Source organism: Sphingomonas sp. (assembly GCF_013812825.1).
Classification (GTDB): domain Bacteria; phylum Pseudomonadota; class Alphaproteobacteria; order Sphingomonadales; family Sphingomonadaceae; genus Sphingomicrobium.
The window spans coordinates 23,295-35,387 of the sequence record NZ_JACCSU010000070.1 but is presented as its reverse complement, the minus strand read 5'-3'; the positions used below and the strand labels follow the sequence as shown (position 1 = coordinate 35,387).

The following is a 12,093-nucleotide window of genomic DNA, read 5'->3' as shown; positions in this document are numbered from 1 at the left end:
GCCGCCGCATCCTTCACGTCAGAACTTGAAGGTGGCGCCGACCTGATAGCGGCGTCCGTAGCTCTGATAGTCGATGACCTCGAACGGAGCGCCAGCATTGATCGTGCTGAACGGCTCGTCGGTCAGGTTGGACGCCTGGGCGAACACCGAGAGGCCGTTGAACATGGTTCCCGCCCCCCTGCCGGCGCCAAGGTCGTAGCCGATCTGAGCATCGATGAGGGTCTCGCCCTTCGCGCGGCGGCGAATACGGTTGGCGCCAAAACCGGAGAACTCACCCATGAACGTCGAGCGGTAGCGGGCGCTGACCCGGGCACCAAATCCCCACTTTTCGAAGAACAGAGTGCCGTTGGCTACGTGACGCGAGTAGCCAGGGATGTCGCCGAAAGGACCGTCGGGCTCTGGGCGAACCCGGCTCTTGGTGTATCCGTAGCCGCCGGTGACCCCGAACCCGTCGAGCGCCGAGATGAACTCGCCGAAGGGCAAGGTGCCGGCAATCTCGACGCCGTAGATCTTGCCCCCCTTCGCATTGACCGGCTGCGAGATGGTGCCGGGTACACCCTCTGGAATGATGCCGCTTGGTGCTACAAGCAGATCGTCGAGCGGCAGGCCGGCATAGTCGTACGGCACTTCCTGTTCGTAGATGAAGTTCTTCAGCTGCTTGTAGAACAGCTGCGCCGCAACGTAGCCGCGCGTGCCGAAGTATTTCTCGACGGTGAGGTCGGCGGCATTGGCTCGGTACGGCCGCAGCTCAGGGTTACCGCCGCCGCCGCGGATGGTCGGGTTGGACAGGTCGGTCCTGTCGACACCATAACCGAACGCCACCCGCATCTGGTCGAGGCGCGGGCGCTGCATTTGGCGGGCGAGCGCGAATCGTACGACCAGATCAGCGGGCGTGCGCAGCGACAGGTTCAGATTAGGCAGCACGTCCCAATATTTGTCGCCGAGCGTCGCCCGGTCGAAAATGTTGCCGGTGATCACCGCTCCGGTGGATTCCTGATCGGTCCGGACCGCCTGCACTCCCACGTTTCCGGTCAGTCGCGACGGCCCGATGTCACCATCCAGATTCAACATCACATAGCCGGCGTAGAGATTCTCCCGGATGTCGTATGCCTTCCTCGGGATATCGGAGTGCGGATTGGCGACGCGGGTGTAGATCCCGTCTCGGAGCAGCGCGAGCGGGTCGTAGCTGATCACCGGCCCGAGGTCGAGGTAGGAGAGGTTGGTCGGTCTCAGCAGATACTGGCTCGGAACCACCATTTCCGCGGCGCCGTTGGCGAGCATGAGGTACGATTCATCGGGCGTCAGCGACTTGTCCCGGTCGGTGAGCGACAGGCCGGCACGAACGCTCGAAAGGAAGCCGCCGAGCTCGCGCTCCACGTCGCCGCGATACTGCTTGAGCACGTCGTCGACGATGCGGTTGTTGTAGTAGCCATCCTGGCCCCCCGGAGTGTCGGGACCCGCACCCCAACCCATCGGCGAGGTCAGCTTGATGACATTGGGATCGCTATAATCGAGCGTCGGGTCGAAGGTGCAGCCGCTCTCGCCGCATTCGAAATCGAGCGTGTCGCGAGCGCCGACTCCGAATCCGCGGCCGGTGCCGGCATTCGATTCCAGGATCAGTTCCTCGCGGTCGGTGCGGGAGATGCTGAGGTCGAGCTCGGCCTTCCACCCGTTGCCCGGGCGCCACGCAAGGTTCGCGCCTCCCGAGAACAAATCGGCTTCACGCGTCAGGTGGTGGTTGTTCACCACCGCCTCGATATTGGTGAAGGTGCCGCTGACGACATTGCCGTCCTCGACCTGGGTGTTGGTGAGCCCGGCGGAGGTCCAGCCGAGCGCACCGGCGAGCGGCAGTTCGATGCCGCGCCGGATGATGTCGTCATCGAACTTCGAATAGAAGCCGTCGAGCGTCACTCGGAACGCGTCGGACATGTCCGCCTGGAAAGTGGCGCTGGCGCCGTAGCGCTTGAGCTGGGTTGAAGTGACCCAGGATTTGTTGCCGCTGATAATCCGGCCGCCTGAGTCCTGCCATCCCCAGGCGTTATATTCCTCGATCTGGTAGGGCTCGTCGACGTAGCTGGCGGAAAGTGCGATGCCCATCGTGTCGTCGGCGAACTTGTCGATGTAGGTCGCATTGGCGCGCCAGCCGAAGTCCTTCGACCCGGCATTAAGCTTGCCGATTTCGGCGTTACTGGCCTTGAGTCCGACCGCGATCACCCGCGAAGTCGTTTCCAGCGGACGCGCGGTGCGGATGTCGACCGTGCCCACGAGGCCCTGGCCGATGAGGCTCGGAGTCATCGTCTTGTAGACGTCGACGCGGTTGACGACCTCGGACGGATACTGGTCGAACTCGACCGCGCGGTTGTCGCCGGTCGAGGTCTGTTCGCGCCCGTTGAGCAACGTCGTCGAGAAATCAGGGCCGAAGCCGCGAATGGAGATGAACGCGGCGCGACCGTTGAGGCGCTGCGAAGTCAGGCCGGGAAGCCGGGCGATCGACTCGCCGATCGATGCGTCGGGCAGCTTGCCGATGTCCTCGGCCGATACCGATTCGACCACCTGCTCGCTGGTTTTCTTCTTGTTGATCGCGCTCATCAGGCTGGCTCGGAAGCCGGTGACGACGATGTCCTGCGAGTCGCCCGATGGCGAGGTCGTGCCGCCCGCGGAAACCTCTTCCTGCACCTCGCCGGTCGGAGTGACCTCGGTCTTTTCCTCCTCGGTTTGCTGCGGCGGCGCCGGAGGGGGAGCCACGCCCGTGTCTTGCGCCTGAGCGGTACCCGCGCTCAGCAGCATCACCAGGCCGATAGCCAACGGACTCACCGTCGCTGCGAACTGCGAACGTGTCGAGATTGCCTTCATCTTGTCTCCCCCGGAAACCCGGCCCCGCGGCACAGGCTCACCAATGCGCGGCCCGAAGCCCCGCTCACTCCAAGCCTAGGAATATCAGCAGTTTGCGGCGCGGGAAGCGCTCGTGCGGCTATACATACGTATTCAGCCCGCTTAGGCTGTGCATTTAATGACGCAGAGGCGCCCGACTTCGTTCGACATCGCCGCGCTGGCCGGCGTTTCGCAGCCGACGGTCTCGCGCGCGTTGAGCGGCAACCCCTCGGTCAGCGAGCCGACCCGAGCGCGGGTGCTCGCGGCCGCCGAGCAGCTCAATTACAAGGTCGACAAGAACGCGTCCGGATTGCGCCGGCAGCAGTCGCGGACTCTGGCGCTCTTGTTCTTCGAGGAGAGCTCGACCGAGGGAGCGCTGATCAACCCGTTCTACCTCTCGATGCTGGGGCCGATGGTCCGCAAGTGCGCGCGCGACGGATACGATCTGCTGATCTCGTTCCAGCAGCTGTCGTCCGACTGGCATGTCGATTATGAGGACAGCCGCAAGGCGGACGGGATCATCCTGCTCGGGTACGGCGATTATCTCGAATATCAGCCGCTCCTGCAGCGGCTGGTCGAGCGCGGCACGCATTTCGTCCGGTGGGGCTCGGCGGGCGGGGTCCAGTTCGGCGCCACCGTCAGTTCCGACAACGAACAGGGCGGCTTCGACGCGACCCAGCATTTGCTCCAGGAAGGCCGCCGGACGATCGCCTTCATCGGCACCGCCGAACCCGCCTACCCCGAGTTCCTCGATCGCTGGCGGGGCCATTGCCGGGCGCTTCGGGCATCCGGAATGGAGCCCGAGGGCCAGCTTCGAGTCGACGCCGAGCCGAGCGAGGAGTCGGGCCGCGCCGCGGTCGCGGAGCTGATTCGCCGCGGGGTCGCGTTCGACGCGATCTTCGCGGCCAGCGACGTCACCGCGATCGGTGCGATGCACGCGCTTCAGAAGCTCGGCCGGGCGATCCCGCAGGAAGTGGCGATCGTCGGTTTCGACGACATCCCCGCGGCGAGCCTGTCGAGTCCGCGGCTGAGCACCGTGACCCAGGACGCGAAAGGCGCGGGAGAAGCGCTGGTCGAGGCGCTGATCGAGGCGATCGGACTGGGCTCGGCGAAAAACCGCCTGCTCCCGGTGCGTCTGAAAGTGCGCGAATCGAGCCGCGCGACCTAGGCGGGCGCGGCCGCCGGCCAGCGGTCGCGCCGCGCCGAGCGTTGTGGCACCCCGACCCCGAAGGCAGCGATGACCGCGTAGCAGGCAACGGGGACGAACAAGCCGCGTATTCGTATGCGCTGCACTGCACAAACAACAATCCGCCGTTGTCGGACAGCGGCGGTTCTGCCAGCTTCGCCGGTCTCAACGGTGGGGACAAACCTTGGCGACAATGACGACAGTGGAAAAGCCGCGGCAGTCCTTCGCGGGTCTGTGGAACATCTCGTTCGGCTTCTTCGGGATCCAGATCGGGTTCGCGCTCCAGAACGCCAACATGTCGCGGATCTTCCAGTCGCTGGGCTCGAGCCTCGACGACCTTCCCGCGCTGTGGATCACGGCGCCGCTGACCGGCCTGCTGGTGCAGCCGATCGTCGGCCATATGTCCGACCGCACCTGGCTCGGCCGGCTCGGACGGCGTCGGCCCTATTTCCTCGCCGGTGCGATCCTCGCCGCGCTGTCGCTGTTCCTGATGCCGCTGGCCCCCGTGCTGCTGATGGCCGCGGTGCTGCTGTGGACATTGGACGCCAGCCTCAACATCTCGATGGAGCCGTTCCGGGCGTTCGTCGGCGACATGCTGCGCAAGGACCAGCACACCGCCGGTTATGCGGTGCAGACCGCGTTCATCGGCGCCGGGGCGGTGGTCGGCTCGATTTTCCCGTGGCTGCTCGAATCCATGGGGGTGGCGAACGAGGTGCCCGGCGGCGGCATTCCCGACACGGTCCGCTACAGCTTCTGGTTCGGCGGCGCGGCGCTGTTTGCGGCCGTGCTGTGGACGATTGTCTCGACCAAGGAATATTCGCCCGACGAGATGGCGCGCTTCACCGAAAGCGTCGACCATCCAGACAGCGCGCAGACGCTCGGCGCGCTTGCCGCGCGCGGTCTCGGCGGAAGCCTCGTGTGGATCGCCGCCGGAGCCCTGGTCGCCCTGTCGGTCGCTCCGCTCGGGCTCGAAAAGGAAGTCTATCTGCTCGGCGGCCTGCTGATCACCTACGGGCTCGCCAGCATCATCGCCATCCTGCTGGCCCGGAGCGGCAGCACGACCAACATGCTCAGCCACATCGTCGGCGATTTCTCGGGCATGCCGACCGTCATGAAGCGGCTCGCGGTCGCGCAATTCTTCAGCTGGTCGGCGCTGTTCATCATGTGGATCAACACCACGCCGGTGGTCGCGCAGAACTTTTACGGAGCCGCCGATCCGGCGAGCGCCGGTTACCAGGACGCCGGCAATTGGGTCGGGGTGCTCTTCGCCATCTACAACGGCGTCGCGGCGATCGCCGCTCTGACGCTCCTGCCGTGGCTGGCGGCGCGGGTCGGCAAGGCGCGAACCCACATGATCGGCCTGCTCGCCGGCTCGGCCGGCTATGCGAGCTTCTTCATCATCCGCGACCCGCAGTGGCTGGTCCTGTCGGAGATTGGCGTCGGCATCGCCTGGGCGTCGATCCTGGCGATGCCCTACGCGATCCTCGCCGGCAGCCTGCCGCAGCGCAAGCTCGGCATCTACATGGGGCTGTTCAATATTTTCATCGTCATCCCGCAATTGCTGGTCGCCACGGTGATGGGGTCGATCATGAACGCGTTCTTCCCCGGCGAACCGATCTGGACGATGCTCGCCGCGGCGATCGTCATGGCGCTGGCCGCCGTGGCGATGCTGTGGGTCGAAGACGAGCCGCGGAAGGCCGGCTGACGGCGAAATCCGGCGGCTAGGTTCCGGCTTCCAGCTCCCTGAGGCTGCGCCCGCGCGTCTCGCGGCCAGCCCAGGCGATGAGTCCGGCCGAAAGCGCCATCGGGCCGAGCAGCGCGGCGGCCGCTCCGGTCAGCGTCGGGATCAGTCCGGCCAGCGCGAATCCCTGCACCGCGACGCCGCCGAACTTGCTGCTTCCGGCAACCAGCCCGGTGGCTCGGCCGCGAACCCCCAGCGCGTAATTCTCGGCGGTGTAAGGGAGGAGAACCGCGATCATCCCGTTGGTGCCGACAATCAGCATCGCGATGACCGCGATCAGCAGCGGCGGCCAGGTCAGCAAATCGGCGGGCAGCAACGCCCCGAGCAGTCCGGCCAGCGTCAACAGGATCGTTCCAACCAGCGTCCATTTGCTGCTGACCCGGGCGTAGAACCAGGCCCCGATGAGGATGGTCGGCAGCGCGAGCAACGCGGAGCTGGTGATAATGCCGCTGGCGAGCGCCGAACTGTAGCCGCGCGCCTGGAGGTCCGTCGGCAGCCACAGCAGGAGGCCGAAATTGACGAAGCTCCAGGACAGCGCGGCGATCGCCAGGGCGCTGGTCAGCCGGTCGTGTCGCTGAGCCGCGATCGGCGCATCCGGCGGCGCGGCCACCGGCGGCTTGGGCAATATGCCGAACCGGACCTCCATCTGCCTGAGCTCCGCGCGGCGCCCCTGTTCGGCGAGGAAGCGCGGCGATTCGGGGATCAGCCGGGCGAGCGCCAGCAAGGCGATCCCGGTCGGAAAGCCCTGCAGCCACAGCACACGCCAGCCGAACAAAGGTTCGAGCGTGTGGGCGGCGGCGCTGGCGGCGAGATAGCCCCCGGCCAGGCCCGTCCCGCCGACCAGCACCAGCACCCAGCTGCGGTGCTTGGGCGGCATCACTTCGGCGAGCAGCGTATAGACCACCGGAAGCATGCCGCCGGCCGAGCAGCCCATCAGGAAACACATCAGGAGATTCCATTCGAACGCCGGCATCGCCCCGCAGATGGAGGTGGAAACGAACAGGATGGTGGAAAGGAGGATCGAGACACGCCGGCCGTAGACGTCCGCCAGCCAGCCCCAGACGAACGAGCCGATGGTCGTCCCCGCCAGCGCGGTGAACGGCAACCAGGCGACCGTCGATTTGCTGATGCCGTATTCGGAGTTCATTCCCGGCAGCACGAAGCCGAGGGTCGCCGGCTTCATCACGTCGATGATCAATCCGAAGATGAGGACCAGCAGGACACCGAGGTGCCAGCGGTTGAGCGGCGTCGAGTCCGGCGCTTCGTAGCTCGTCCCGGCATGGTCGCCATGCGGCGCCCGGCGCCTGGGCAAGGCTCCGAAGATGGCGAGCGGCACCCCGGCGGCAATCAGCGCCATGCCTGCGTACATCGTCTGGTCGAGCGGCATTCCGGCGAGCTGGTTCCCCATTCGGCGCGCCTCGGCGAGCATTGGCAAGTGGAGCAGCACGCCGGCCGCGATGGCTGCGCAGCCCGCCCAGAACCACGCCGCTCGCTCACCGACGATTGAAATGCGCGCTGCGGTCGTATCCTGCATCAGACGCGATTGGCGGATGGGCACGCAAAGTTCAATTCGGCGGGCGCTGAAGCGGCCTCGACCCGTCATCGGCTCGGCGATGAAAGAATGCTATGATCGGCCAATGGGGAAGGCCGGCGAGAGACGGAGTTCGAGGGCCGCCAGGCCAGGCCCGCCGCGGAGTGAACCCAAGGGTCGCCGGCAGTACGACATCGTCGACGAGGCTTCGATCGAAAGCTTTCCGGCCAGCGACCCGCCCGCGTGGACCAGCGGCCGGGATGATTCGCCAGCCGAGCCAGACCGGCGCTCGAAGCGCGCATAAAGAAAGGCGGCGGCGCCTTTCGACGCCGCCGCCCGACTTTGTAACCGTCAAATGGCGATTACAGGTTGGTCGAGACCTCGGTGAAGGTCGTGTTCAGCGCGCTGCCGATGCTCGACATCGCACCAATCGCCGCAACGGCGATGAGAGCGGCGATCAGACCATATTCAATGGCGGTCGCGCCCTTGTCGTTACGAATCAGTTTCAGAAACTTGGCCATCTCTGGTCTCCTTAAGGTTCCACTTACTCGGGAACCGACTGTTCCCCCACCTGCGCAGTCCTTCGCGTAGGTTGCGTCCGAAATAGTCGCCGAGGGGTTGAGAAAGACTTAAAGCGGGAGGTTGCCGCCGGTTAACCACGATGACCGCTCGTCAGCGGCCGTTGTCCTCGATCATTTCCTCGAGATCGCGCACCAGCTCGCGCAGCCCGCGAGTGCGCTCGCTCCAATCCTCGGGAAGCGGGCTTTTCCTTTCCGGGCGGCGCGGCCGCGGCTGCTCGGCCGGCGCTCGGAAGGTGCGCGGCAGCGGCGGTCCCGAACGGCCGTCGACGGCCAGCGCCGGAACCATGAAGCTGCGCCAGACTCGCGCCGGCGCGGTGCCGCCGGTGATTTTCCCCAAGGACTTGTTGTCGTCGCGGCCGACCCATACGCCGACCACCAGGTCGCCGGCAAAGCCGACGAACAAGGCATCGCGATTGCCTTGCGTGGTGCCGGTCTTGCCGAACGTCGGGACCGCCAGCGCAGCTCGGCGGCCGGTTCCGTTGTTGGCCGCCTCCCACAGAAGATCGAGCATCGGCGCCCAGTCGCGCCGCCGATCGAGGCTGCCGCCGCGGCGGAAGAAGCTGGCGAACCCCTCCTCTTCGCGGGCCAGGGCGAGGCCGCGCGGCTCCACCGGGTAGTGGCCGCCGGCGATGGCCGCGTAGGCCGAAGTCAGCTCGAGCAGGCTGACTCCGGCGGTGCCCAGAGCAACGCTCGGGGCGTTGGGAAGGGGAGTTGAAATGCCGAGCTCGCGGGCGGCTCGAAGGACATTGGCCCGGCCGACGCTTTCCGAGAGTCGGACGGTGGCCGCGTTGCTCGAGCGGGCGAACGCCTCGCGCAAGGTGATCCGCCCGCGGTAGACGCCGTCGCTGTTGGCCGGAGTCCAGCCGCGAATCGTGATCGGGCGGTCGTCGATGATGCTTTCGGGGGTCCAGCCGGCACGCATCGCCGCCAGATAGACGAACAGCTTGAACGCCGATCCCGGCTGGCGCCTCGCCTGGGTCGCCCGGTTGAACGGGCTCGCCTTGTAGCTTCGACCGCCGACCATCGCCACGACCCGCCCGTCGGGCCGCATCGCGACGATCGCCGCCTGGGCATCGCCGATCGCCGCGTTGTTGATCGCCCGCACAGCGATCCGCTGCAGGTCGGCGTCGAGCGTGGTTCGCACCTGGACCTCGCCGAAATCGGCCTCGAACGCCTTTTGCGCCGCGGGTGCGACCCAGTCGGCGAAATAGGTCCCTGTCGGCACCTTCGATGTTCGTCCCACCGGCCGTGCAAGGACCGTCGCATGCGACCGGGCCTCACCGATCACACCGGTCTCGGCCATCGCGTCGAGCACCATTTGACTGCGCTTCTGGGCGAGCTTCAGGTTGCGCGTCGGGGCCAGCCGCGACGGCGCCTGGACGATGCCGGCAAGCATGGCCGATTGAGCCAGCGTCAAACGCTGCGGCGAGCGGTTGAAATAATGCTTCGCGGCAGCGCGCAGCCCATAGACTCCGTCTCCGAAATAGATGCTCGAGAGGTAGCGCGACAGGATCTCCTCCTTGGTCAGCCAGGCCTCGAGCCACAAGGAGATGATCACCTCCTGGGCCTTGCGCTTGAGGCTCCGGTCGCTCGACAGGAAGCTCGTCTTGGCGAGCTGCTGGGTGATCGTGCTGCCGCCCTGGCGGACTCCGCCGGCCCGTGCGTTGGCGATCATCGCTCGCCCGATGCCGCGCGGATCGATCCCCCAGTGGCGGTAGAATCGCCGGTCCTCGATGGCGACGAACGCGGCCCTGGTCAGCGGGTCGAGGTCGGCGGCGTTGACCGGCGCCTCCTTGATCGCTCCGCGCCGGGCGATCGGCCTGCCCTCCTGCGACAACAGCAACAAGGCGGGATCGTCGAGCGGCTCGAGCGCGCGCGACAGCGGCGCGGTGACGATCAGCCACAACAAGGTCACCAACAGGACCACGGAAACGGTATAGAAGATGATCCGCCGCCGGCTTCGCGTCGGCCTTTGCTCAACGGTGGGTGGCTGGGGCCCAACCGGTTCGGTCCTGCCGGGCTCGGCCGGCGCCGGCATCGCAATCGGCGCGAACGGGTCGGGAAGCTCCTCGACATGAACGCCGCCGCGGCTCCAGATTCCGTCCCTGTCCGCCACCCACGATCCTTCTTGCGGGACTCGCCAACTGCCTTAGTCCAGTAAAACAGTGCCGAGCATATATCCAGACATTTGCTGAACCGGTGATTGAGGCTACACGGCGCACCATGCCGCGGTCCGCTCTCCGGCGCGCCCTGGCGATGGCGCTGGTCGTCGCCGTCGCCGCCGTCACTTCCGCCTGCGAGCGCAAGCCGGAAGGCGCGGTCAAGGTCGTCGTCATCGGCGAAACCCCGAAGGTGGTCGACCCGGCGGCCGGGCCGCTGTCCCCCGGGGAAGCGCTCCTGTTGACCAATGTCGCGCAAGGGTTGGTGCGGTTCGACGCTCGCGGCCAGATCGAGCCGGGACTCGCCGAGCGCTGGAACGTCAGCAACGACGGCCTCAGCTACATCTTCCGAATGGCCGCCGGCGAATGGCCGAGCGGGGACAGGATCACCGCGCATCAGGTGGCTCGACTTCTGCGCCGGACGATCGCCGCCAGCAGCAACAGCCCGCTCAAGGACACGCTCGGGGCCGTCGACGAGATCGTCGCGATGACCGACCGGGTGCTCGAAATCCGGCTCAAGGCTCCGCGGCCCAACCTCCTGCAATTGCTCGCCCAGCCCGAGTTTGCACTGGTTCGCGAGGACGAAGGCAGCGGTCCTTTCCGAATCGCGCACGGTGGGCCGGCGGGGGTCATCCGGCTCGAGCGGCAGGTGACCGCGCTGGACGGCGAGGAGGGCCGCACCGAACAGCTGTGGCTCGGCGGATCGGACGCGCCCACGGCGGTGCGCGCCTTTGTGGCCGGAGAGGCCGACCTGGTGCTCGGCGGCACGTTCGCGGACCTTCCCTACGCGCGCCGAGTCCAGCTTCCGCGCGGGGCGCTGCGTTTCGATCCGGTCGCGGGGCTGTTCGGGCTCGCACCCGCTCGAAGCGGGGGCCCGCTTGCCGATCCCGAGCTTCGCCGGCTGCTCAGCCAGGCCATCGATCGCGACGCGCTGATCGAGGCGCTCGGCGTGCCCGGGCTGGTCGGCCGAGCGACTCTGCTCGAAGCCGGTCTCGACGGGGTTCCGGATCCGGTCACTCCGGAGTGGCTGACGGTGCCGATCGGCGAGCGCCGGCCAGGGCTGATCGCCGCCTCCGACCGCGTTTTCGGAGCCGAGGAACGGCCGGTCCTGCGCATCGCTTTGCCCGAAGGCCCAGGAGCGCAGCTGCTGTTCAATCGGATCGCTTCCGACTGGGCGCTGCTCGGCATCAAGCTCGAGCGCTCGGCGCCGGGGCAGCCGACCGACCTCAAGCTGGTCGATGCGGTCGCACCGTCGACTTCGCCGGCCTGGTTCCTGCGCCGGTTCCGTTGCGGAACCGCGCCGATCTGCGACGAACAGATCGACCCATTGCTCGAAGCCGCCAGGGCGGCTCCCGTCGCGGCCCAGCGCGGCGCCCTGCTCGCCGAGGCCGCGCGCCTGATGGACGAAAATCAGCTGTTCATCCCGATCGCAGCCCCCGTCCGCTGGGCGCTGGTTTCGGACCGCGTCACGGGGTTCGCCGGGAACCGCTTCGCCCGCCACACGCTCACCAGCCTCGAGGAAAGGCTCAACCGCGAAGGCGCTCAATGATGGCCGTGCCACCCGAAGACAGAACACGGTTTCCCGGCCTCGGCACCGACCCACAGTCGGTCCGCCGCCGTGTCGAGGCGCTCGAACGGCTGATGGAGCGGATGTTCGTGATCCCGGGCATCAACCGGCCGGTCGGCCTCGACGTGATCCTCGACCTGGTGCCAATCGCCGGCAGCACGGCGGCGGCGGCGCTCGGCGCCTACATGACCTGGGAAGCGCGCAATATCGGCATGTCGAAATGGCAGATCTCCCGAATGGCCGGCAATGTCGGAGTCGACTGGCTGCTCGGGCTGATCCCGTGGGTCGGGGCGATCCCCGACCTGTTCTTCCGGTCGAACACCCGCAATTTGCGGATCATCAAGCGCCACCTCGACAAGCATCACGCGAGCACCGCGACGATCGACGCGAAAGCCGCACCGTCCCAGCCCGGGCAGGGCCCTCCCGATTCGCGAAAATTAGGTCCGGGAACGTAAGT

General features: G+C 66.9%; 8 protein-coding genes. 4 read left to right on the top strand and 4 right to left on the bottom strand.

The annotated features are described in order from the left end of the window. Nucleotides 1–18: 18 nt before the first annotated feature. The gene (locus H0T81_RS10005) at nucleotides 19–2,814 is read right to left on the bottom strand and encodes a TonB-dependent receptor (protein WP_294012539.1); all 2,796 of its coding nucleotides are present in this window, start codon (nucleotides 2,812–2,814) and stop codon (nucleotides 19–21) included. A gap of 196 nt (nucleotides 2,815–3,010) precedes the next feature. Between H0T81_RS10005 and H0T81_RS10000 the strand changes: the two genes are divergently transcribed. Then, nucleotides 3,011–4,039 carry a substrate-binding domain-containing protein gene (locus tag H0T81_RS10000; RefSeq protein WP_294012536.1) on the top strand — a complete coding sequence of 343 codons (1,029 nt, stop codon included), beginning with the start codon at nucleotides 3,011–3,013 and terminating at the stop codon, nucleotides 4,037–4,039. Nucleotides 4,040–4,250: 211 nt separating this feature from the next. Then, nucleotides 4,251–5,762 (top strand): MFS transporter, encoded by a 1,512-nt coding sequence (locus H0T81_RS09995; RefSeq protein WP_294012533.1) that lies wholly within the window; start codon nucleotides 4,251–4,253, stop codon nucleotides 5,760–5,762. 16 nt (nucleotides 5,763–5,778) lie between these two features. On the opposite strand, the gene H0T81_RS09990 is transcribed toward H0T81_RS09995, so the two are convergent. The 3 genes from H0T81_RS09990 to H0T81_RS09980 all read right to left on the bottom strand — a co-directional run bounded on the left by H0T81_RS09990 (nucleotide 5,779) and on the right by H0T81_RS09980 (nucleotide 10,026). Continuing rightward, nucleotides 5,779–7,332 (bottom strand): MFS transporter, encoded by a 1,554-nt coding sequence (locus H0T81_RS09990; RefSeq protein WP_294012531.1) that lies wholly within the window; start codon nucleotides 7,330–7,332, stop codon nucleotides 5,779–5,781. A 359-nt stretch (nucleotides 7,333–7,691) separates the two neighbouring features. After that, the gene (locus tag H0T81_RS09985) at nucleotides 7,692–7,850 is read right to left on the bottom strand and encodes a Flp family type IVb pilin (protein WP_294012528.1); all 159 of its coding nucleotides are present in this window, start codon (nucleotides 7,848–7,850) and stop codon (nucleotides 7,692–7,694) included. Between the two features lie 151 nt (nucleotides 7,851–8,001). Then, nucleotides 8,002–10,026 carry a transglycosylase domain-containing protein gene (locus H0T81_RS09980; protein WP_294012525.1) on the bottom strand — a complete coding sequence of 675 codons (2,025 nt, stop codon included), beginning with the start codon at nucleotides 10,024–10,026 and terminating at the stop codon, nucleotides 8,002–8,004. Between the two features lie 107 nt (nucleotides 10,027–10,133). On the opposite strand from H0T81_RS09980, the gene H0T81_RS09975 reads away from it, so the two are divergent. Both H0T81_RS09975 and H0T81_RS09970 read left to right on the top strand, forming a co-directional pair. After that, nucleotides 10,134–11,618 carry an ABC transporter substrate-binding protein gene (locus H0T81_RS09975; RefSeq protein WP_294012522.1) on the top strand — a complete coding sequence of 495 codons (1,485 nt, stop codon included), beginning with the start codon at nucleotides 10,134–10,136 and terminating at the stop codon, nucleotides 11,616–11,618. Then, on the top strand, nucleotides 11,618–12,091 hold the full coding sequence (locus H0T81_RS09970; RefSeq protein WP_294012520.1) for a DUF4112 domain-containing protein: 474 nt from the start codon (nucleotides 11,618–11,620) through the stop codon (nucleotides 12,089–12,091). The genes H0T81_RS09975 and H0T81_RS09970 overlap by 1 nt, the downstream gene beginning before the upstream one ends. Nucleotides 12,092–12,093: the final 2 nt, after the last annotated feature.